Annotated in this window: 19 protein-coding genes, 1 tRNA gene and 4 pseudogenes; 12 read left to right on the forward strand and 12 right to left on the reverse strand. The window is 67.0% G+C overall.

Annotation, left to right across the window (positions count from 1 at the left end):
* Window positions 1-43: 43 nt before the first annotated feature.
* The 3 genes and pseudogenes from ABZ893_RS02820 to ABZ893_RS02830 form a co-directional block, all read left to right on the forward strand.
* Window positions 44-454: a hypothetical protein gene (locus ABZ893_RS02820; protein ID WP_361395628.1), complete on the forward strand. Its 411-nt coding sequence runs from the start codon at window positions 44-46 to the stop codon at window positions 452-454.
* A 35-nt stretch (window positions 455-489) separates the two neighbouring features.
* The gene (locus ABZ893_RS02825) at window positions 490-1,041 is read left to right on the forward strand and encodes a GNAT family N-acetyltransferase (protein ID WP_361395631.1); all 552 of its coding nucleotides are present in this window, start codon (window positions 490-492) and stop codon (window positions 1,039-1,041) included.
* Window positions 1,042-1,109: 68 nt separating this feature from the next.
* Window positions 1,110-1,652, forward strand: a pseudogene (locus ABZ893_RS02830) (transposase); the annotation flags it as partial.
* 77 nt (window positions 1,653-1,729) lie between these two features.
* Here ABZ893_RS02830 and ABZ893_RS02835 read toward each other — a convergent pair.
* Complete coding sequence (locus ABZ893_RS02835; protein WP_361395634.1) at window positions 1,730-3,658, reverse strand: ATP-binding protein; 1,929 nt, start codon at window positions 3,656-3,658, stop codon at window positions 1,730-1,732.
* A gap of 56 nt (window positions 3,659-3,714) precedes the next feature.
* Here ABZ893_RS02835 and ABZ893_RS02840 point away from each other — a divergent pair, with 56 nt between their 5' ends.
* Complete coding sequence (locus ABZ893_RS02840) at window positions 3,715-4,800, forward strand: integrase core domain-containing protein (RefSeq protein WP_361395637.1); 1,086 nt, start codon at window positions 3,715-3,717, stop codon at window positions 4,798-4,800.
* Between the two features lie 614 nt (window positions 4,801-5,414).
* A protein-coding gene (locus ABZ893_RS02845) for an IS5 family transposase (protein WP_361396089.1) occupies window positions 5,415-6,241 on the forward strand; the annotation gives its coding sequence in 2 pieces (ribosomal slippage) (window positions 5,415-5,750 and window positions 5,753-6,241; 825 coding nt in all).
* Here ABZ893_RS02845 and ABZ893_RS02850 read toward each other — a convergent pair.
* The 3 genes and pseudogenes from ABZ893_RS02850 to ABZ893_RS02860 all read right to left on the reverse strand — a co-directional run.
* Entirely contained in the window at window positions 6,223-6,756 is a 534-nt protein-coding gene (locus ABZ893_RS02850) for a CbrC family protein (protein ID WP_361395640.1), read from the reverse strand. The two genes, ABZ893_RS02845 and ABZ893_RS02850, sit on opposite strands and share 19 nt — an antisense overlap.
* Window positions 6,757-6,884: 128 nt before the next feature.
* Window positions 6,885-7,328 carry a LamG-like jellyroll fold domain-containing protein gene (locus tag ABZ893_RS02855; RefSeq protein WP_361396092.1) on the reverse strand — a complete coding sequence of 148 codons (444 nt, stop codon included), beginning with the start codon at window positions 7,326-7,328 and terminating at the stop codon, window positions 6,885-6,887.
* A gap of 9 nt (window positions 7,329-7,337) precedes the next feature.
* Window positions 7,338-7,445, reverse strand: a pseudogene (locus ABZ893_RS02860) (IS5/IS1182 family transposase); the annotation flags it as partial.
* A gap of 375 nt (window positions 7,446-7,820) precedes the next feature.
* On the opposite strand from ABZ893_RS02860, the gene ABZ893_RS02865 reads away from it, so the two are divergent.
* From ABZ893_RS02865 to ABZ893_RS02875, 3 genes and pseudogenes are all read left to right on the forward strand, one after another.
* Window positions 7,821-8,735: an NADP-dependent oxidoreductase gene (locus ABZ893_RS02865; RefSeq protein ID WP_361395643.1), complete on the forward strand. Its 915-nt coding sequence runs from the start codon at window positions 7,821-7,823 to the stop codon at window positions 8,733-8,735.
* 145 nt (window positions 8,736-8,880) lie between these two features.
* A pseudogene (locus ABZ893_RS02870) lies at window positions 8,881-8,964 on the forward strand (IS5/IS1182 family transposase); the annotation flags it as partial.
* A 288-nt stretch (window positions 8,965-9,252) separates the two neighbouring features.
* A complete protein-coding gene (locus ABZ893_RS02875) occupies window positions 9,253-9,702 on the forward strand; it encodes a hypothetical protein (protein ID WP_361395646.1) in 450 nt (149 codons plus the stop codon).
* 107 nt (window positions 9,703-9,809) lie between these two features.
* On the opposite strand, the pseudogene ABZ893_RS02880 reads toward ABZ893_RS02875, so the two are convergent.
* Window positions 9,810-10,166 (reverse strand): annotated as a pseudogene (locus ABZ893_RS02880) (transposase); the annotation flags it as partial.
* Between the two features lie 173 nt (window positions 10,167-10,339).
* Here ABZ893_RS02880 and ABZ893_RS02885 point away from each other — a divergent pair.
* Both ABZ893_RS02885 and ABZ893_RS02890 read left to right on the forward strand, forming a co-directional pair.
* Window positions 10,340-10,792, forward strand: a complete 453-nt coding sequence (locus tag ABZ893_RS02885) for an SMI1/KNR4 family protein (RefSeq protein WP_361395649.1) — start codon at window positions 10,340-10,342, stop codon at window positions 10,790-10,792.
* Between the two features lie 61 nt (window positions 10,793-10,853).
* A complete protein-coding gene (locus ABZ893_RS02890; protein WP_361395652.1) occupies window positions 10,854-11,129 on the forward strand; it encodes a hypothetical protein in 276 nt (91 codons plus the stop codon).
* A gap of 517 nt (window positions 11,130-11,646) precedes the next feature.
* Here ABZ893_RS02890 and ABZ893_RS02895 read toward each other — a convergent pair.
* Window positions 11,647-11,720 (reverse strand) — tRNA-Pro (locus ABZ893_RS02895).
* A gap of 147 nt (window positions 11,721-11,867) precedes the next feature.
* Between ABZ893_RS02895 and ABZ893_RS02900 the strand changes: the two genes are divergently transcribed.
* Both ABZ893_RS02900 and ABZ893_RS02905 read left to right on the forward strand, forming a co-directional pair.
* On the forward strand, window positions 11,868-12,584 hold the full coding sequence (locus tag ABZ893_RS02900) for a transketolase (RefSeq protein ID WP_361395655.1): 717 nt from the start codon (window positions 11,868-11,870) through the stop codon (window positions 12,582-12,584).
* A gap of 37 nt (window positions 12,585-12,621) precedes the next feature.
* A complete protein-coding gene (locus tag ABZ893_RS02905; RefSeq protein ID WP_361395657.1) occupies window positions 12,622-13,536 on the forward strand; it encodes a transketolase in 915 nt (304 codons plus the stop codon).
* Here the strand turns inward: ABZ893_RS02905 and ABZ893_RS02910 are convergent.
* The 6 genes from ABZ893_RS02910 to ABZ893_RS02935 all read right to left on the reverse strand — a co-directional run bounded on the left by ABZ893_RS02910 (window position 13,502) and on the right by ABZ893_RS02935 (window position 21,681).
* Complete coding sequence (locus ABZ893_RS02910; RefSeq protein WP_361396095.1) at window positions 13,502-14,752, reverse strand: MFS transporter; 1,251 nt, start codon at window positions 14,750-14,752, stop codon at window positions 13,502-13,504. The genes ABZ893_RS02905 and ABZ893_RS02910 overlap by 35 nt on opposite strands.
* A 675-nt stretch (window positions 14,753-15,427) precedes the next feature.
* Complete coding sequence (locus ABZ893_RS02915) at window positions 15,428-15,778, reverse strand: MmcQ/YjbR family DNA-binding protein (RefSeq protein WP_361395660.1); 351 nt, start codon at window positions 15,776-15,778, stop codon at window positions 15,428-15,430.
* A gap of 153 nt (window positions 15,779-15,931) precedes the next feature.
* Window positions 15,932-16,834 (reverse strand): LysR family transcriptional regulator, encoded by a 903-nt coding sequence (locus tag ABZ893_RS02920; protein ID WP_361395663.1) that lies wholly within the window; start codon window positions 16,832-16,834, stop codon window positions 15,932-15,934.
* Between the two features lie 43 nt (window positions 16,835-16,877).
* Entirely contained in the window at window positions 16,878-18,083 is a 1,206-nt protein-coding gene (locus ABZ893_RS02925) for a glycine C-acetyltransferase (RefSeq protein ID WP_361395666.1), read from the reverse strand.
* Between the two features lie 53 nt (window positions 18,084-18,136).
* On the reverse strand, window positions 18,137-19,165 hold the full coding sequence (gene tdh / locus ABZ893_RS02930; RefSeq protein ID WP_361395669.1) for an L-threonine 3-dehydrogenase: 1,029 nt from the start codon (window positions 19,163-19,165) through the stop codon (window positions 18,137-18,139).
* A gap of 296 nt (window positions 19,166-19,461) precedes the next feature.
* A complete protein-coding gene (locus ABZ893_RS02935) occupies window positions 19,462-21,681 on the reverse strand; it encodes a right-handed parallel beta-helix repeat-containing protein (RefSeq protein ID WP_361395672.1) in 2,220 nt (739 codons plus the stop codon).

Below are 21,681 nucleotides of genomic sequence, written 5' to 3' on the forward strand. Positions count from 1 at the left end.
CCCACCAGGCAACCTTCGCCCTGATGACGGCTACTCTTCCGACGTGGTCGATCAGAAGGACAGCGAGAGCAGCTCGATCCGGCGCCAGCCGTGGGACCTGGTGGTGTCCACGATCGTGCACGAACTCACTGGCCTGGCTTTCGTCGGGGTTGTCGCCCTGGTGTTCTGGCCGTTCGGATGGCGGCCCGACCCCGACTTTTTCCTCGGCATGCCTGCCATGTTCGCGATTGGGCCGGTGAGCGAGGTGTACCGCACGGGGCCGCCTCGTCGGCTCGCCGCTGTGGCTTTCTTGCTTACGGCAATGTCGGTGGCGCTGCTTTTCGGTGCAATAGCGGACTGGGCCTTTCCGGCGCTGGCTGACCAGGACATCGGTATCTTTGCGGGCCTCTTCGTCGGTGCACCTGTCGGGGCGGGTGTATTTGCCTGGCTCTCCAACAGGGCGAACGTTGCCTGATGCGGCACTAGCACCTGAAATGGACGTCCAGGCTCATGGATCCACCGAAGGGGAGCCCCACAGTGTCAGACCGCTGGGTCAAGCTGGAACTCGATGCGAGCACCTTCGACGCGGCGCGCTTCGAGACGTACTTGGAGCGTTGCCGAAGCACCGGGATCCGATTGACGACGCTGGCCGATCTGGGTGATACCCCACCTCATCGGCGCGCGCTCTATGAGCTCAACAAGGAGTGCTCCGCGGACATCCCAGGCCGCGGCGAGTTCTACACCTTCGACGAGTATCTCAAGCGCAGAATCGAGGTTCCCTCCTACGACCCGCGTGGTGTCGTGGTTGCCCTCGACGGCGACACGTGGTGCGGGCTCGCCGCGACATCGGACTGGCGAACCGCCGGCTTCGTCTTCAACGAGATGACCGGCGTCAGAACGCCCTACCGCAGTCAGGGCCTCTCGGTCGCGATGAAGACGTACGGCATAGAGTTCGCCCGCCTCTGCGGCGTGGACAAGATTCGGACAGTCCACCATCCGGAAAACACGACCGCCATCGAGATGAACCGGCGCCTCGGTTACGTCGACGCCGAGTGGGACTGATCCCGCCGCCTTGACAGATCAGATTCCACAGAACGCACTGGAACACCGTCTACGCCTACTTCGCGCGCCGCAGGCAGGAAGGCCGGGAAGAGGAACCGACGGCATGCGTCATCGACTCCCAGAGCATCAAGACCTCCACCAATGTTCCCGCCTGCGAGCAGGGCATCGACGCGGGCAAGAAGATCGTGGGCCGCAAGCGGAGCATCGTCATCGACACCGTCGGACTCCTCCTCGGAGTCCTCGTCACCGCGGCCAGCGTGCAGGACTCCATCGCCGGCCAGACGCTCATCGAACGGGTCGCCACCGAGCACCCCACCGTCCGCAAGACCTGGGTCGACGGCGGCTACCGCCAGCACCTCGTCGAACACGCCGCCACCCTCGGCATCGACATGCACATCGTCCGCCGCGACCCCGCCACCAAGGGATTCGCCGTCCTGCCCCGCCGTTGGACCGTCGAGAGAACCTTGGGCTGGCTCATGAACCACCGACGCCTCGCCCGCGACTACGAAGCCCACCCACACCGCTCCGAAGCCATAATCCAACTCGCAATGATCAACCTCATGACCCGCAGACTCACCGCCGAATCCACCCCCAGCTGGCGCGGCACCTGAACCCCCCTCAACCCGGCAATCCGGGATCAAACAACGGGAGAAAACGCCCTCTCACACATCGACTAAACACGATTCCCTCACGAATCGGCCAGCCTAGGCGGTCCCGGACTCATCCGTCTCCTTATCTCCTTTTCGAGCTGGTCTTCGCTGGCTCTCTTGTTGTCCTTCAGGAAATCGATAAGCGCGCCGAGAACGCGGAAGGAAATTGGCTGATAGTACTTCTGACTCCGCTCTCCTTCTCGCTCGGTCCACTCACGCAAGACATTACGCAGCCGCTTGGCAGGCTTACCCCGCAATCCCATTTTCTTTATGTATCGTCGCTGTGCTTCCAATGACGGGTGCGGAAGGTATTGTTCAAAGTCAAATCTTCCAGGACGGATTACTGCAGGATCGAGCTGATCGATCGATATATTGGTCGACAAAGCAAAAATGAGCCAACCCTGCTCGCGTAGACGCTGCAACCTTGGCAGCATTCCAGCGGTGATGAAAGCTCCCATCGTTCGCTCACTCACAGCCGCTGAGGTCTCCGTGTCCCGACGCCGGAAAAAGTCTTCGCACTCATCGAATAGGACAACCACTCGGCGGAGTTTCATTAGATCATCAAAAATATTCGCCGAACTGACTTCGAACTTCTCGAGACCCCCTTGAAGGAAATCTGGAGGAGAAAGCGTCAAAAGAGTCCAATTCAGCGACTTCGCGAGACCCCTTACAAGACTCGTCTTCCCTGTCCCTGGGGGACCAGATAGCAGCAACGAAACATCCTCAGGCCGGCTGACAGGGCTCTGCTTCACCGGGGAAAGGAATTTCCCTATGATCTTCTTTTTGAGCTTACCGCTCTCTGTCGGGTCAAAGATCTTCAGGGTGGGCTCAGATCCCGAAGCGGAGCGAATGGACGGCCAGAGGTCCGGCCATTTGAAAACATCCGCCTTAGCATGTTCGACTGACAGATATTTTGCGAGTATCTCACGTTGTCGCAGCCTCCGCAGAGCGGTGTGGTATCGATCAAGGAAAGACAAGACAACGGCAGTGGTCCATGATTCCACATGGTCGCCCGGACGGGTCCGATCGCTGGACCACCCCTTCCACTCGCCGACCTCCGAGAGCGTGGCCTTGGTGTGCAGAAATGCGCCGTGGAGGACATCCAGCAACAAATCGGCATTATCGCCACGACCTCGATTTATTTCGCCACAGAGGACGATTGATAGGGCGAGCGCTATATCGTAACTGCCAATATGCAGCTCTCTCGCTTGACCACTCGTCTGCGAGTGCTGAAGAAAAACTCTTCGAGCTGTCGGCCATGACCCATTCGGTGATTGTGCTTCTTTTATGGCCCGTAGCGCGGCACCACCGATCTGGGAGAAGCCTTGCTCATTAAGCCGATGGAGTGGGCATATCCGGAAAGCGAGTTCGGCTGGATCGAATCGAGAGGCATCATTAGCATGGTACGCACCAAGCTGCGCTAGGACACCCAGATAGACAGTATCAGCCAATTCTGCATACTTAGCAGTGAGTTCAGCGCAAAACTTCTCCTCCTCCCAGATTGACCGGATTGCGTCAACCGCCCTCACCGCAAAGAGCGTTATGTAATCATGAAACAGATGCCTAGACGACTCATCGATCCCGAACCGCTTTTTGAGAATGTCATCGGATACGGCAACCGAAATTTCGCGAACCGCCTCTATAAGAGGCTCGTCGTTAGGTGGTTCAACTTCCAGCAGCTTTCGGGACATTTCCAGACGTGCCAAGGCAAGCAGAAGTTGACTGTCCCGAAAGGTCGAAGGATTGCTATCGCGAAAGTCTTCCTCCCGACCTACCCTGAGGTTGTCGTAATATCTTATGATCAGATTTTCGGCCAGAGTTCTAGTGGCCTTTTCATCTTCCTTATCCTCCTCCCTATTCTCTTCAACGAGAAAACGAAGGAAGTCGACAAGCGCAGCAAAGGCTCTGTGTGTCGATGTCTTCGGCTGCTTCGACCCAGATGTACCCTGTGCCGCTCGGAAACTCATCGCCGCTGGTCCGGGGCGGTCTTCCCTACGGCAGCGGAGACTGGGACCCTAACCGGATGATCTTGTCGACGGTGTACTCGGTAGTTCGGTGTCTGCTGTCGGTACCAGTCGTGTTGCTGCGCCGAAACGCCTCCAAGGACGCAGAGTTGTTGGCCCTTCAGCACGAGAACGCGGTGTTGCGTCGACAGCTGCCACGGATGCGGTATGAGCCGGCGGACCGGTTGTGGCTCGCGGCACTGTCTCGCCTGATACCCCGACACCGGTGGGGACAGGTCTTCGCGGTCGCACCCGCCACGATCCTGGCTTGGCACCAGTCCTTGGTCGCGCGAAAGTGGGACTACAGCAAGCGACCCCGACGCCCGGGCCGACCCCCTACCAGGGTCGCGGTCAAGCGGCTCGTGCTGCGACTGGCCCGGGAGAACAGTCGCTGGGGGCATCGTCGGATCCAGGGCGAGCTGGCCCGGCTGGGTTGCCCGGTCGCGGCGTCCACGGTGTGGGAAATCTTGAACGCGGCCGGCATTGATCCGGCCCCGCGCCGCTCAGGTCCTACCTGGCGACAATTCCTCCGTGCTCAGGCGAAAGGGGTGATCGCCTGCGACTTCCTCCACGTGGACTGCGCCCTGACGTTGAAACGGATCTACATCCTGGTGTTCGTCGAGCACGAAACTCGGCGTCTGCACCTCGCAGGAGCAACTGCTCGTCCGACCGGAGACTGGGTCACGCAGCAAGCGAGGAACCTGGCCGTCGAGCTGGACACCCGGATGGAGGAGCTGAGGTTTCTCATCCGGGACCGGGACGCGAAGTTCACCACCTCCTTCGACGCGGTCTTCGAAGCCGAAGACGTGGAAATCCTCAAGTCCCCGCCACGGGCGCCACGGGCGAATGCAGTCTGCGAGCGCCTCGTCGGCACCCTCCGCAGAGAACTGTTCGATCACGTCCTGGTCTACAACGAGGCCCACGCCCTGACCCTGCTGCGCGAGTACGCAGAGCACTACAACGAACATCGACCGCACCAGTCTCGGCGGCAACTGCCCCCGGGCCACCCGATACAGCCGACTCCGGCAACCGACCTGGATTCCCATCACATCCGACGACGACGGGTTCTCGGTGGCATCGTCAACGAATATCAGCAAGTCGCCTGAGCCTCATACGCTGCGCGGCGATTGCCGCTTGACCAGCAGCGATGAGTTTTCGAGCGGCACAGGTTACAAAACGGACACGAATGTGAACACGCGGCCAAGAAATCGAATATGTGGACAACGGCCCGAGCGGGAGCAATTCGTTAAGGGGACTGGGAGGGAGCATGCTCCCTCCCATCGCTCCCAGGGAGCGCCCCCGGAAACAGAAAAAGGGCCGTTATGAAAACGGCCCTTCACCTGCGACGTTCGATACGTTCGAACTGTCGGGACGACAGGATTTGAACCTGCGACCCCTTGACCCCCAGGAGTGAGGACTAGGGGCATTTTCTGGATATAGCAGGCTTATTCTGGGCGCATATCGTGCACGTGACGGCCCGTCGTGCACCATGGCGCCTGCCGTGTGGTCCCCAACTGGTCCCCATCAAGCGGCTGCTGTTTTGCCATCAGGCGGACGCCTCCGTGAGGCGGCAGCTGGCGAGCAGCCACCTCACGACGAACAAGTGGGGGGTGACCAGTTGATCCGCGACTACGCGATATCAGACGGGCCTGACAGACGAACGGGACGGCCACTAAGAAGTCATCTCATTTGGCCCGGTAGGCTGTTGACCGTGGTGGGGATCGTTGAGCGGCTGGTGCCGGATGAGCTGTGGGATCTGTTCCAACGGGTAGTGCCGGAGGCGCCGACGCGGCCTCAGGGCGGTGGCCGGCGAAGACATGGTGACCGTGAGGTTCTGGCCGCGATCGTCTTCGTGGCCACGTCGGGCTGCACCTGGCAGCAGCTGCCCTCTACGTCGTTCGGGCCGTCCGGGGCAACGGCCCACCGCAGGGTTACAGAGTGGACGAAGGCACGGGTGTGGGCCAAGCTGCACCGCCTGGTCCTCGACGAACTGGGCTCGCGCGGTGACCTGGACTGGTCGAGGTGCGCGATCGACTCGGTGAACATGCGGGCCCTTAAAAAGGGGATCTGACAGGTCCGAATCCTGTGGATCGGGGCAAGTACGGCTCGAAGATCCACCTGATCACCGAGCGGACCGGCCTACCTCTGTCCGTCGGGATCTCGGGCGCCAACGTCCATGACAGCCAGGCCCTGATCCCGCTCGTGAAGGGAATACCACCGATCCGCTCCCACCGCGGCCGACGGCGGCGCAAGCCCGGCAAACTCCACGCCGACAAGGGCTACGACTACAACCACCTGCGGCGATGGTTATCCCAGCGGGGCTTCCGACACCGCATCGCCCGCAAAGGCGCCGAGACCTCGCAGCGACTCGGACGACATCGGTGGACGATCGAACGCACCATGGCCTGGCTCGCCGGCTGCCGCCGCCTCCACCGCCGCTACGAACGCAAAGCCGACCACTTCCTGGCCTTCACCAGCATCGCCTGCACCCTCATCTGCTACCGCAGACTCACCAAGACAGACAGTCTTCAGGATGCGTCGGCGTAGGCGAGGTGGACGCCGCATACGGTGCAGCGGAAGAGCATGGCGGTGGCCCCCTCGCCCAGGTGGGTCAAGAAGTGCTCAAGCTGGTTTTCGTCGTGCCAGCCGTCGAGACGCATGTCGGCCCGCAGCTGCTCGAGGGCTTCGGGATGAGCCACCAACCCGATGTACCCGACTTCGCCCACAAAGGCGGCCGCGTCGTGGCAGTGGACGAGCCAGTGCGGATCCTGCCAGGCGTGGAATCCAGGCGTGCGACGGGTGACCTCATGCAAGACGTCCTCGCTGACACCGTCGAGCCCGTAGGAGTCGGTGAATTCACCAGCGAAGCGTTCAGCCGCGCTCCCATCAGCGATGCACCACGGGCAGAAACGTCCGCTGACCTCGTGGGCAGAGTAGAAGGTCGCCGTGTAGATCCAGCCGGTACTGCGGCTGCAGCAGGCACAAGTACCGGCGTCAGCGCGGATGGACCCGCTAGCGAGGGGGTCCGGGTGATACCGGAAAGAGGGCAGGCTGGCGTTCATCGCCGCTTCCCGATCTGCACCTCGGTGGCCATGCCTATTGATTCCATGGTGGGCATGCTGTCCGTAGGGAGGTTCGGGATCAAGCGGCGACGTCGGACTCCTGCCGGCCCAGCCAATTGAGATGGCTTCTAAGAAGGAGCAGAGACCTTCCAAATTCCACCGTGATCATCGGTGTGCTGCGTGAGCCGCCCGCTTGCCGGATCGTACGAGGCGGCAGCGTGCACCCGGCCCGACGGCAGGGTGACCTTCGTCATCTGACTGATCGCGGTACGCGCCGCGTAGTGTTCGGCGATCGTCGATGCGTCCAGCGCGTGGCCATAGATGGCCACCTCGTCCATCTGACCCTTGTAGTGGTATTCGCCATTGGCCACGCCCATCCAGCTGTCGCTGGCGTAGCCGGCACCCAAATATGCGTAGTCACGGGACTGCTCGGACACTGCTCCTGCGATCGAGCCGACCTTCTTACCATCGAGGTAGAGGCTCTGGCCGGTGGCCGAGGCCGTCAGTACGGCGTGGTGCCAGGCATTGTCGGTGACGGCGGTCGTGGTGGCGATCGGGCCACTGGCCCCCACGACGCCCGCGCGGCGGAACCAGTGCAGGTGGGCGAACGCCCGCTCCACCACCCAGCGTTGGGTGCCAAGTCCGGAGTCGTGCTCGGTGTCCCGGCGGGCGATCAGCGGTTTCACACCGAGCGCGCGCGGACGACGGCCTCGGGGATCAATGGAACCGTGGTTATCGGCGAGAACGATCATGGTCCCGGGGGTCGATACCACGGAAGGGATCTTCCGCGCAGGGGTTCGAGCGACGGCTAACTGATGCGGCCTCAGTCCGGCTACCCTCCGGCCCGTGCCGTGCACCGGCTCGGGGGTGACGGCAGCGTGGGGCAGATGACAGACGCGGTCCGCGACCCGGGCTCCGGGCCGACATCCGGTCAGTGGCCCAGCAGGGTGGCACGGAATTGGCCCAGACGGCTGGGATGCTTCGCACGTAGCGTCGAAATCGCGATCACATCGCCCTGCAGCGGCCCCGGGATCGCTCCCCCACCAACTCGCCCGAGGAAACCCATGCGCGCCATCACCGTCCAGGACCGCGACGCCGGCATCAGCGGCCTCACCCTCACCGACCTGCCCCACCCCCACGCGGCCGAGAACGACGTGATCGTCCGCGTCCATGCCGCCGGCTTCACCCCGGGGGAGCTCACCTGGCCCGGCACCTGGACTGACCGGGCCGGCCGCGACCGCACCCCCTCCGTCCCAGGCCACGAGCTGTCCGGCGTGGTCACCGGGCTCGGCTACGGCACCACCGGCCTGACCGTCGGCCAGCGCGTCTTCGGGCTCACCGACTGGACGCGCAACGGCTCACTGGCCGAGTACACCGCGGTCGAGGCCCGCAACCTCGCCCCGCTCCCCGCCGACGTCGACCACATCACGGCCGCCGCCTTGCCGATCTCCGGACTCACCGCCTGGCAGGGCCTCTTCGACCACGGCCGCCTCACCACCGGCCAAAGCGTGCTCATCCACGGCGCCGCGGGCGGCGTCGGCTCCATCGCCGTGCAGCTCGCCCGCGAGGCAGGCGCCCGGGTGATCGGCACCGGTCGGGCCGCGGACCGGGAGGCCGCGCTCGGCCTCGGCGTGCACACGTTCGTGGACCTGCAGGCCGACCGCCTGGAGGACATCGGCGAGATGGACGTCGTGTTCGACGTCATCGGCGGCGAGATCCTGGAACGCTCCACGGCGCTGGTCCGCGCCGGCGGCACCTTGGTCACCATTGCGCAGCCGGTCACCGTCCACCCCGCGGACGGCCGCGCCGTCTTCTTCGTCGTCGAACCCGATCGGGTCCGTCTCGCCGACCTCGCCCAGCGCCTGCGCGACGGGCGACTCAAGCCGATCGTCGGGGCGATCCGCCCACTGGGTGATGCAGCCGCCGCCTTCGCACCCAACAAGCGCACCCCCGGTAAAACGATCATCCGGGTCGCCTAAGCTCCGGCGGGCGGCAACACGCGGCTGCGGCGGCACCTGATCGACCTGTCCCGCCGACTAGTGCGGGACGTGCCGCGCGAGCGACGTGCAGACCTTCGGCGCCGCGCCGGGGAGGAGTCGTGACCCGGGTCCGGCGGTCCTGGGACTCCTGCGGAAACTCCGCTGCAGCACCAACCGCATCACCAACATCGTGAAGGCCGTCCTCGTCCTTCACCACGCGCCAGCATGAGGTTGGAAGAGACTCAGTGTGTGAGCCACTCCCCGGCCCGGGCCATCACGGAGTCGGGGGCGCAATGGGGCCATGAAAACGTAAGTGTGATAGTCGACCTGTGGCCCGGGTTGGGTTCCCACCAGGCTGGCGTTGGCGTTCCGGCATGACCGGAAAAGGTAGGGCGGTTACGCCGTCGTCGGGCTCTCTGGCACTGAGAGCCCGTCGCCAATCCGCCCGCCCTTGCCCGCGTCGGCTGGTTGAGGAATTTGGTTGCGGTGGATCAGGCGGATGCGGTGATACTCCGGCATGAGTAGAGACGCCGAGGTCATCGTGCTCGCCCGCTGGTCGGACGAGGTGATGGAACCGCTGACCCAGGACGACCCGGAACGCACGTGGCGAGGTCGCTTCGTCCCCATAGCCGGGCACTGGGGCTACGAGTTCGGGTGGGCCCTGGAGTTCGAGAAAATGCGTGCCCGCAAGGGCCTGCTCAGGCACCTGGAGTCGTTGCCGTGGCCGCATCCGCATACGGTGCAAGTTCTGCTTCGCGACCAGGACGACGACTGCTTCGGACTATGGATGTTCCAGGAGGGCCGGCTGGTGGAAGTCACCATTCCGCGCACCGAGCGTTTCCACCAGCCGACACCGCCCAATGAGGACTTCGAACCCGACCCGGGCATGCTGTTGCGCACCGACCAGAACACGGCTCTGCCCGAGCAGACCCCAGAAACACGCCGCGACACCCGCTCACCCTGGTAGACCGAGTTCAACAGCTCATCTTGGGACGTCAGGGCTGTCGACGCGCACCTACTCGGCGAACTTGCGCCACCACTACCCAGGTGCCGATAAGCCCTGAACGAGGCGTTTCACTGCGGATGGAGCCACAGGCGGATCGCGGCCAGGATGACCGTCCCGTGGAAGACGTACGCCCGCTTGTCGAAGCGCGTGGCGACGGCTCGGAAGTTCCTGAGCCGGTTGATGGTCCGCGCGACCTCGTTGCGGCGGCGGTAGATCGCCTTGTCGAAGCCTGTGGGCCGGCCTCCTTGGCTGCCGCGGCGTCGGCGGTTACTCCGCTGGTCTCTCGGCTCGGGGACCGTGTGCTTGATCTGGCGTCTGCGCAAGTCACGCCGATTACGGCGTGATGAGTACGCCTCATCTCCCCCGACATGGTCGGGCCGAGTACGCAGTCGTCCACCAGCCTGCCGGGGCACACGGATCTCTTCTGGAAATCTTTAAAGGTGCGGGTTACGGCGGGCCGTGACGGCTGTCGTGGGCCGCGCTATGCCGGGACAATGCCCGCCTAGCCCAGGAGGAGTGCGACATGACCGATGACGAACTGTTCGAGGCCGTCCGGGCCCGGGGCAGGGAGTGACGCCCAACCGATAAACCTTCCGCGGTGACGGTGCCCGAACCCGCTTCCCCCAGCGCCGTCGAAGAGGGAGAGCAAGTGGTGGGCTACCCGATACCGCCGTTGGTGCGTCGTCTCTATCTTGAGATAGCCGACGGAGGTATCGGCCCGTTCAGAGGCTTTTACCCATTGCTCGACGGGCCCGAGTCAGGGGCCATGCTCGTCGGCTATGTCGAGTTCCTCACTTGCGAATTGGCCTCAACGGACCCACCACCCACGCCCGCTGGGGTGCTGTTCTTCTGTTTCGAACATGAGATGTCGGGGATGCTGTTGGACTTCCGCCACCCCGAGGGGCAGATGTGGCTCTGGGATCAAGGGGATCGGCACAAGCTAGACCTGACCTTCCCTCAGTGGCTGGAGGCGTGGCTTGGTGGACGTCTGACAGACCAGTTCTTGGCGTCGCGAAAGTTGCAGGACGAGTCGTGGGTCAGTGACTGGTGAGTGAAGAGCTGCCCCCAAGCACGTTCGAGGTTCCGGACTCGCACTAGAGATCTTTAAGGGCGTGGTGACGTGGGGTCGTGACGGCACCAGCAACTCGGCGGTCCGATCGTCGTGGTCTGGGACAATTCGAAACGCACGTCAGTCGCGCGATGCGCCCGAGTTCAACCCGGTCGAGGGCATCTGGTCGCACCTGAAACGGTCCCTGGCCAACCTCACCAAACACAGCCTCGACCAACTCACCGCGCTCGTGAAGACCCGGCTCAAACGGATGCAGTACCGACCCGGCCTCATCGACGGCCTCATCGCCAAGGCCGGCCTCGACTTCCAACCGCCGTAACCTCAGCCATTGAAGATCTCTAGAAGCCTCGCGGAAGCTGTGGAGCGCGAACTGCGGGCGGCCGGAGGGCCCTTGTACTAACTGGACTCCCGAGGGGCCGACAGCATTGCTTTTCGAACAGAAGCCCCACTGGAACTATTCATTCCGATGAATCTGACCTGCACCGCAAGCCGCCTGACGTCAAATGAGCGTCACGACAGTCATTTCAGCGTCAAGATATCCGCGCGCAACGCCCACACTGCACATAACGCGCGCCGACAAAGCCGCAGGCCAGGAGCCCTTCGCGACGGCTCAAGCACCGCCACGCACTCCACATGGTGCGTCATCGGAAACCCATAAACGACTCCACGAACGACCCACTCCGCGCCTTACCGTCTGCTCCATGGCGCACCTTGACCGGGTCAAAGTGCGCCACAGCCCCCGTCAAGCATCCCGGTCCCCAACTGGTCCCCAAGAACGATCAAGGGGCCGTTTCAGATCTCCTCTGAAACGGCCCCTGATCTGCGACTTCGTAAAGTCGGGACGACAGGATTTGAACCTGCGACCCCTTGACCCCCAGTCAAGTGCGCTACCAAGCTGCGCCACGTCCCGGTGCTTGTCTGACCTGGGCTTTCCCCCTGGCCGAACTCGCACGGAAACCATACCGCACTCGGGGGCGTGGTCGCGCACACCTTTCCCGCCGCCCAGCCGCGCGCCCCCGTTGACCTCAAGCTTGCTTGAGGTTGCACGCTTCCTGTCATGACAGCGACAGCGGCGTCAGCGACGACGACACATACGTACGCCTACTCCGACCTTCCCGCCCTGATGGGGCGCATGACCGGTGACGAGAAGCACGGGCCCGCGGCGACCTCCACCCTTGATGTGCTGTGGGTTCTGTACGACCGGGTGCTGCGGGTGACGCCCGAGTCACTGCGGGATCCGGTGCGCGATCGGTTCCTGTTGTCCAAGGGGCACGGGCCCATGGCGTACTACGCCGTGCTCGCGGCCAAGGGGTTCCTGCCGGTGGAGTGGCTGGGCGGATTCGGGGGCTACGACTCTCCGCTCGGGCATCATCCGGATCGGGTGCTCGTCCCTGGTGTCGAGATCGGGAGCGGGTCCCTTGGGCATGGGCTGCCCGTCGGTGTCGGGACCGCCCTCGGGCTGCGGGCGCAGGGGCTGTCGGAGGCGGCCGTGTGGGTCCTGATCGGTGATGCCGAGCTGGATGAAGGCAGTAATCACGAGGCAGTCGCCTTCGCCGGGCCCGCCGGCCTCGATCGGCTGCACGCCGTCGTCGTCGACAATTCCTCCGCCAGTCATGCCAGGCCCGGCGGCATCGCCGCCCGTTTCGAGGCGGGCGGCTGGTCCGCCGTGACCGTCGACGGGCGCGATCACTCCGCCCTGTACGAGGCGTTCACCGCGCCGCATCCCGGGCGTCCCCGCGTGATCGTCGCCCGTGTCGAGCCCAAGTCCGCGTGACGCTCACATCCATCTCTGTGGAAGGACACACCGCGTAATGGACACCATGCGTGATCGATTCGTGCCCGTCGTCTCCCGGCTGCTCGACGAGGACCCTCGGGTTGCCCTCGTCCTGGCCGAGATCGGCAGGGCCCAGCTCGTGGAGACCGAGCGTAAGCATCCCGACCGGGTGATCAACGTCGGGATCAGGGAGCAGTTGCTCATCGGGACCGGGGCCGGGCTCGCGCTCACGGGGATGCGGCCCGTCGTGCATACCTTCGCCAGCTTCCTGGTGGAGCGGCCCTTCGAGCAGGTGAAGCTGGACTTCGGGCATCAGGGCGTGGGCGGGGTGCTGGTGAGTGCCGGCGGGTCGTTCGACTGGCCTGCCGGAGGGTTCACTCACATGGCGCCCGGTGACGTGGCTCTGCTCGACACCCTCGACGGGTGGACCGTGCATGTGCCGGGGCATCCGGACGAGGCTGAGACGCTGCTGCGGCACGCCGTCGGGGCGGGTGACGACCGGGTTTACGTTCGGCTCTCCGTGCAGTCGAACCGGGAGGCGTTGGCCGTCGACGGGGAGCGCTTCCTGACCCTGCGCGAGGGGCGGGGCGGGGTCGTGGTCGCCGTCGGGCCCATGCTCGACGCCGTGCTCGCCGCGACCGAGGGCGTCGACGTCACTGTGCTCTACGCGACGACCGTGCGGCCCTTCGACCGGGAAGCGTTGCGGCGTGCCGTGGGGGCGGCCCATGCCGCTGACGTGGTGATCGTCGAGCCTTATCTCGCCGGTACGTCCACGGGCTTCGCCAATGACGCCCTCGCCGATGTGCCGCACCGGGTGCTCGGGCTCGGCGTGGGGCGCCGGGAGCTGCGCCGGTACGGGCAGATCGAGGAGCATGTGGCCGCGCACGGGCTCGACGCCGCGTCTCTGCGGGAGCGGATCAGCGGGTTCCTGGACGCGCGGGTTCGCGGGTAGGGGCCTGCGGCGCGCGTTCCGGTCTGCTGTCCACCCGTACCAGGCCGCGTATCGCGGGGACGGTGAGCAGGGACGCTGCGACCAGGACCGTCGTGACGCCGCCGGCGAGCAGTACGTGGCGGGTGCCGAAGACTCCGGCGGCTGGGCCCGCGAGTGCCTGGCCTACCGGGGTCATCGCGAGGGAGCCCGCTACGTCGTAAGCGTGGATGCGGTTGAGGACGTCGCGCGGGACCTGGGTCTGAATGCTCGTGGCCCACATGACGCCCCAGAACGACATGCCCGCGCCCGCGACGACCGAGCCCGCCGCCATCCACTCGACGTCGAGCCCGGCGCCGACCGTCGCCGGGTACAGGCTGAACCCGAACAGGGCGACGGCGCCCGCGCGCAGCATGTGGCGGGGGCGCAGGCGCAGGGCGAAGACTCCGCCGATGACGGTGCCGAGGCCGAGCGCGGAGTTCACCAGGCCGTAGGCGCGCGGGCCGTGTTCCTGGACGACCTGCGTCGCGATGAGCGGTACGGCCGGGCCCGACGCCGCGATCATCAGGACGCACCAAATTGCTATCACGCCCCAGAGCCAAGTGCGGGACCTGAACTCCCGCCAGCCCTCGACGAGTTCGGCCCGGAAGCCGTTGCCGTGGACCGTCTCGGCGGTGGTCGGCAGCGGGGGCAGTCGGAGCAGGAGCAGGCACAGGGCGCTCACCACGTACGTGCCCGCGTGGGCCGCGAAGACCACGCCGGGGGACGCGAACGCGACGAGTATTCCTGCGACGGCCGGGCCCGCGAGCTGTGCCACGGACTCGGCCACGCGTATCGCGCCGTTCGCCGCCTGTACGTCGGTGGCGAGGCGCGGGACCGTGCTGGCGACGCCAGGCTGGAACAGGGCGGACGCCGCGCCGTTCACCGCGCCGATGACGCAGATCTCCCAGAGCACGACGTGTCCCGTGAAGAACATGACCGCCGCGAGGGACTGCGTGACGAGGCGCGTCGCGTCGGCTCCGATCATGAGGAGCCGGGTGCTGAAGCGGTCCGCGATGACGCCGCCGAAGATGACGAGGCCCGCGAAACAGGCGACGGAGGCCGCCATTGCGAGGCCGACGGCGCCCGCGCCGTACCCGTGCTGGAGCAGGCCCGCGGCGAGCGCGACGGGCAGCATGGTGTCGCCGAGCTTTGCGACGGCTCGCGCCGCGAAGAACAGGCCGAAGTCGCGGGACCAGATGGAGGTCGGCTTGCGGGGCGGCGGCGCGTCCGCTGGGTCCGAGGCCGCTGAGGCCGCTGAGGCCGCTGAGGCCGCTGAGGCCGCTGAGGCCGCTGAGGCCGCTGAGGCCGCTGAGGCCGCTGAGGCCAGGCTCCGGCCGCCTTCGCGCGTCTCAGGCGCGGCTTCGGGCCTCGTCAGCCCCTTGGTACAGGGGGCTGACTCATGGCCCGGCTCGGATCCGCCCCTCTCACCGCCGACCGCCCCGCCGCCGGCCGAACCCGGCTCCGTGCCCGGCCCGCCCTCGCACATCTCGGGCACACCGTCGGACCGGGTCAGCCCCAAGCCATCGGGGGCGGCGTTGTCGTCTGCGGGCCGCAGAGGGCTGGTCGCGCAGTTCCCCGCGCCCCTTACGGGCCCAAGTTCCGGCTCGGATCCGCCCTTGGTACCGGCGATGTTCCGGCCGCCCACCGAACCCTGCTCCGGGACCGACCCGCGCTCCCCCTCCGCATCAGCGATCCCCCGACCGCCGCCCAAGCCCTCCGCCCGGTCCCGCTCCCCCGGTCCACCCGAACCCTCCGCCGACAACCCGCCCATGCCCCTCCGTGCCCCTCCCCAGCAACGCAACGCGCCCCTCCGGCGCCGCTCTCCCTACGCCGCCGGATCATTGCACGTCACATCTAGATCGCTCCCCGAACATCAGACCGGCCCCAACTCCGGGTGCGCGTCCAGGAGTCGGCCCGGCGCCGCCTGACGCCACGAGTCCGTCAGGATGTCCCGCAGTTCCTCGGTGTCGTCGAGCGCCGCGAGTCTCACCCGTACCCACGCGAAGCTCGCCTCGTGGGCCGCGATCCAGAATTTCTTGGGCTCGGCGAGGACCAGTTCGTCTCGCTCCACCTTGGGGCAGCGCACCGCGATGGACGTCTCCTCCTCGGGCAGCGTGGCGAACATCTTCCCCGCGACCCGGAACGTCGGCATACTCCACGCGATCTTCTCCGTCACCTCCGGCAGGGCCAGGGCGATGGAACGTACGTCGTCGGCGTCTGACATGGAACGAACCGTAGCCAAGCCCTCTGACAATCGCCCGACCGTCACCGCCCTCAAGCCCGTAAGCCCGTAAGCCCACGCCACCCCGCACCATCCCCACCCCGCAAGCCCACGCCACCCCGCAAGCCCCATAAGCCGGCCCACCGCCACCGCCCCCTACCCCTCCGCCGCCTCCCCCAGCGCCTCCAGTACCGGGCTGATCAGCGGATGCTGCTCCGCCCCGCAGCGGACCGCCGCGAAGACTCGGCGGGTGGGGGCCACGCCGTCCACCGGGCGGACGACCGCGTCCGACAGGTCCATGCCGCGCAGGGCCGAGCGCGGGACCAGGGCGACGCCCGCGCCCGCCGAGGCGAGGGCGACGACCGCGCGGAAGTCGTCCGAGGAATGTTCGAGCTGGGGCTGAAAACCCGCGTGTTCGCAGGCCAGGACCACTACGTCGTGACACGGGTTGCCGGGGAACGGGCCGATCCAGTTGTCCTTGGACAGAGCCGCGAGCGGCACCCGGTCCGCCGACGCCAGCCGGTGCGTCGCGGGCAGCACCGCGTCGAACGGTTCCGCGTACAGCGGTACGCGCGTGAGGCGGGCGTCGTCCGCGCCCGGCGCGCCCCGGTACTCGACGGCGACCGCGACGTCGACCTGCCGGTCGAGGACCATCGGCAGGCTGGCGTCGCCCTCGGCGTCCTGGACGCGGATCCTGATGCCGGGCGCCGTGCGGGCGAGCCGGGCGAGCGCCGGGCCGACGACCAGGCCGATGCCGGTGGCGAACGCGGCGACGGTGACCGTGCCGGCCGCCCCCGAGCTGTACGCCGCCAGCTCGGCCTCCGCCCGCTCCAGCTGGGCGAGGACCGCGTTGGTGTGGGTCAGCAGGATCTCGCCGGCCGGGGTGAGCCGTACGCCCTTGGCGCCTCGGTCGACGAGACGGTGACCCGTCTCCTGTTCCAGGGCGGAGAGCTGTTGGGAGACCGCCGACGGGGTCAGATAGAGCGCGGCGGCAGCCGCTGTCACGGTGCGGTGGTCCGCCACCGCACGGAGGATGTGCAGCCGCCGCGCTTCGATCATGCGGCGAATTCTCCCAAATGTATGACCGTGCTCCGAACCCAGGTCACGACGCGGACTCGGCGTCGAGTTCGGCGCGCGCCGCGACGAAGGCGTCCACGGCCCGGTTCACGTCCTCCGTGGAGTGCGCGGCGGAGAGCTGGACGCGGATGCGGGCCTTGCCCTGCGGGACGACGGGGTACGAGAAGCCGATCACGTACACCCCGCGCTCCAGGAGCAGTTCCGCCATGCGGCCCGCGACGGAGGCGTCGCCGATCATGACCGGGGCGATCGCGTGGTCGCCGGGCAGGATGTCGAAGCCCGCCTCTGCCATGCGGGTCCGGAAGAGCGCCGTGTTCGCGGCGAGCCGCTCGCGCAGTTCGCCCGCCGACTCCAGCAGGTCGAGGACCTTGAGCGACGCGGCCGCGATGACCGGGGCGAGGCTGTTGGAGAAGAGGTACGGGCGCGAGCGCTGGCGGAGCAGCGCGACGATCTCGGCGCGGGCGGCGACGTAGCCGCCGGAGGCGCCGCCGAGGGCCTTGCCGAGGGTGCCGGTGATGATGTCGACGCGGTCCATGACGCCGTGCAGTTCGGGGGTGCCGCGGCCGCCGGGGCCGACGAAGCCGACGGCGTGCGAGTCGTCGACCATGACCATGGCGTCGTAGCGCTCGGCCAGGTCGCAGATCTCGTCGAGCGGGGCGACGTAGCCGTCCATCGAGAAGACGCCGTCGGTGACGATCAGCTTGCGGCGGGCGTCGCCGGCCGCCTTGAGCTGCATCTCCAGGTCGGCCATGTCGCGGTTGGCGTAGCGGAAGCGCTGAGCCTTGGACAGGCGGATGCCGTCGATGATCGAGGCGTGGTTGAGGGCGTCGGAGATGACGGCGTCCTCGGCGCCGAGGAGGGTCTCGAAGACGCCGCCGTTGGCGTCGAAGCAGGAGGAGTAGAGGATCGTGTCCTCCTGGCCGAGGAAGTTCGAGATCCGTGCCTCGAGCTCCTTGTGGACCTCCTGGGTGCCGCAGATGAAGCGGACGGAGGCCATGCCGTAGCCCCAGCGGTCGAGCGCCGCGTGTCCGGCGGCGATGACCTCGGGGTGGTCGGCGAGGCCGAGGTAGTTGTTCGCGCAGAAGTTGAGCACCTCGCCGGGGCGGCCGCCCGCGGTGACGGCGACCGTCGCGGACTGCGGGGTGCCGATGACGCGCTCGGGCTTGTGAAGCCCGGCGGCGGTGATCTCGTCGAGGGTGGCCTGGAGGTCGTCGCGTACTGAGTCGAACATGCCGAAAGTCCTTAGAGGGGTGGGGAGTTCAGGGGCGCGGGGAGGGGGCCGTGTCAGACGTTCCAGTCGAGGATGACCTTGCCGCCCGTGCCGCTCGCCGCGTCGTCGAACGCGGCGTCGAAGTCGGTGTACGCGTAGCGGCCGGTGATCACGGGGGCGAGGTCGAGGCCGGCCTCCAGGAGGACCGACATCGCGTACCAGGTCTCGAACATCTCGCGGCCGTAGATGCCCTTGATCGTGATCATCGAGGTGACGACGCGGGACCAGTCGACGGCGAACTCCTCGGCGGGGAGGCCGAGCATGGCGATCTTGCCGCCGTGGGTCATGTTGGCCAGCATGTCGCGCATCGCGACGGGGTTGCCGGACATCTCCAGGCCGACGTCGAAGCCCTCGCGCAGGCCGAGCTCGCGCTGGCCGTCGGCGATCGTGGACTGCGCGACGTTCAGGGCGAGGCTGACGCCGATCTTGCGGGCGAGGTCCAGGCGCTCCTCGCTGACGTCGGTGACGACGACGTTGCGGGCGCCGGCGTGCCGGGCGACAGCCGCGGCCATCAGGCCGATGGGTCCGGCGCCGGTGATCAGGACGTCCTCGCCGACCAGCGGGAACGACAGGGCCGTGTGCACGGCGTTGCCGAACGGGTCGAAGATCGCGGCCACGTCGAGGTCAACCGGCACCCGGTGCACCCACACGTTCGACGCGGGCAGCGCCACGTACTCGGCGAACGCGCCGTCGCGGCCGACGCCGAGGCCTACGGTCGAGCGGCAGAGGTGGCGGCGGCCCGCGAGACAGTTGCGGCACTTGCCGCAGACGAGGTGGCCCTCGCCGCTGACGCGGTCGCCGACGTTGATGTCCACGACGTCACGGCCGGTCCCGACGACCTCGCCGACGAACTCGTGGCCGACGACCAGGGGCGCGCTGATCGCCTGCTGCGCCCAGCCGTCCCAGTTGCGGATGTGGAGGTCGGTGCCGCAGATCCCCGTTCTGAGGACCTTGATCAGTACGTCCGAGTGGCCGATGCCCGGCTCGGGCACGTCCGTCAGCCACAGTCCGGGCTCGGACCTCTCCTTGACCAGCGCCTTCAACGTACGGCTCCCGTCGTCGCGCCCCAGGTCAGGACAGGCCGGGACCGGCCGCCGTCCGAGGGGAAGAGTGAAGTGACGGCATGGGCGGGCGCCTTGGTAGCACACGGCTTGGGCGCGCCCTCCTGCCGACGCCGTAAATCTTCCGCACATCGGCGCCCGGGTCCATCGAGGATTTCTTAAGCGGAGGAGAAGGTTTCCTTCAGGCCCCGACGGCGTGTCGGCGCTGTGGGCAGGCCGAAGCCGCCCTCCGTCGCACCGCGTGAAATCGGTGAAACGGAGGGCGGCCGGTCGGGTGGTTACGGGTGGACGAGCACCTGGGAGAGGGCGACGCGGCCCGTTCCCGTGACCTTGATCCGGACGTAGCGGGCCTCGCTGTCCGTGTCCAGGACGGTGGGCCGCATGGCCTTGCCGGGGACATGGACGGTGGTGGCGTCGGCGAAGTCCGCGGTGCGGGACAGCTGGAGGTCGAAGCCGGCGGTGGTCATCGAGCTGTTGTTCCAGATCTCGACCTGGCCGACGTGCTGCGCGGAGCCGAGGTCGACCTGCCACCAGGCGCCCGGCTCGGACAGCGTGCGGGTGTCGGTGTTGGTGTCACCGTCGACGGCGAGGGCCGCGGTGGCAGTGCCCTCCGTGGAGGACTGGGAGACGGTGCCGGTGCGGGCCAGGTCGGGGCGCAGCTGCTCGACGGTGCCGTGCCCGGTGGCACCCGCGGCGGCGGCCACCGCGACGGCCTCGTCCGGGAGCCGGTCGAGGCCGGTCTTGTTGTCGGTCATCACGGAGCCGCGGCCGGCGAGGTCGGGAGCCGCGGTGTCGGTCCAGTTGCCGGTGGCGGTGTTCTCGATGCCGTAACCGGCCCAGTTGGACACCCACTTGTAGCCCATGCGGGTGAGCACGTTGCCCGTGACTCGGATGTGGCTGGACTGCTCGTCGAGGTAGATGCCGTTGCCGTCGCGCTCGGTGTTGCCGAAGGCGCTGCGGTTGATGTAGTTGCCGGAGATGACGGTGCCGGGCTGGGAGCCCTGGGTGTAGATGGCGCCGCCGTCGTGCATGTCGTTCTCGACGCGCATGACGTTGTTCATGCGGTTGTCGGTGATCTTGTTGTCACGCAGGACGGACTTCTGCGACTCGGGCTGGTTCCAGCCCCAGCCGACGGAGATGGCCGAGTAGGGCAGCTCTTCCAGAGTGTTGTGGTCGACGGTCAGCTCGGCCTCGTAGCCGGCCCAGATGCCGACGGAGTCGGTGAACTCGACGCCTGCGTGCCGGATGGTGTTGTACGCGACCGTGTTGCGCTCACCGGTGAGTTCGGCGGCCGGCATGGGCTCGGTGTCGCCGATGTAGGCGGCGCCGGAGGACAGGTCGGTGAACCGGGAGTGGGTGACGCCCGAGTCCTTGGTGCCCGACTCGAAGATGACGCCGGCGCCGCCGAGGTGGCTGAAGTCGGCCTGGTCGACGGTCACATGGCGGCCGCCGCGCACGGTGAGGGCGGCGGCGGGCTTGGTGTAGTAGCGGCCCGCGTGGTCGACGGGGCCGGTGGCGCCGGTGAGGGTGAGTCCCGCCTGCATACCGGCGTAACCCTCGTCGGTGGACGGCTGGTGCCAGGCGGCGTACTCGAAGCCGATGCCCTGGACGTTCACGTCGTGGGCGCCGTCGAGGACGAGCAGCCGCTCGGTGACCGGGGTGTACGCCTTGACGTGCTTCATGTCCTGGCCCTGGCGCGGCAGGTACGTGAGGGTGCGGGCGCCCGAGTTCCAGACGAACTCGCCCGGCTTGTCGAGGAGTTCGGGCGCGTTCTCGAAGTAGGCGACCTTCGAGTAGCGCGAGGAGTCGACGGTGGTGGTGTCCCAGGCGGGGCCCGTGCGGTTCGTGCCGGACGCGGAGTTGGTCCAGCAGGGCTGGGCGAAGGTCAGGATGTCGCCGGTGACGGAGTCGATGCGGCAGTGGTAGTTGCGCCAGCGGACGCTGATGACGGCCTCGGCGTCGGTGGGGCGGGCCCAGTTCGCGATGCCGGTGGCCTTGGCGCCGGTCATGCCGGTCTTGGTGGCGTCGCACGTGGAGGCGGCGCAGGACTCGCCGCGGGCGCGCACGGCCCGGTCACCGTCGACGAAGAGCTGGCGCGGGGTGATGCCGTCGGGGACCTTCGTGGTGTACGTGCCGTCCGCGTTGGCCTCCCAGCCCTTCAGCTTGCGACCGCCGGACAGGACGGGGTGGGCGCCGGGGGCGGCGGTCCAGGTGACGGTGTGTCCGTCGCGCCCGGAGTCGGCGGCGCCGAGTTCCAGGGATCTGCTCAACGCGTAGGTGCCGTCGGCGAGTTCGATGCGTACGTCACGTCCGTCGACGGTCCGGGCGAGGTCTCTGGCGCCTTCGAGGGAGCAGGGGTTGCCGGGTGCGCAGGAGGTGCCCGATCCGTCCGGGGACGCGTACAGGACACGGGCTCCCGCGTCGGCCTGGGCGACGGGGGCGGTGGACAGGAGGGCGGCGGTCGCGGCGAGGGCGACGGCTATGCGGGTTCTGTTCAC

Origin of the sequence: Streptomyces sp. NPDC046821, from assembly GCF_040645335.1 — a bacterium.
Taxonomy (GTDB): domain Bacteria; phylum Actinomycetota; class Actinomycetes; order Streptomycetales; family Streptomycetaceae; genus Streptomyces.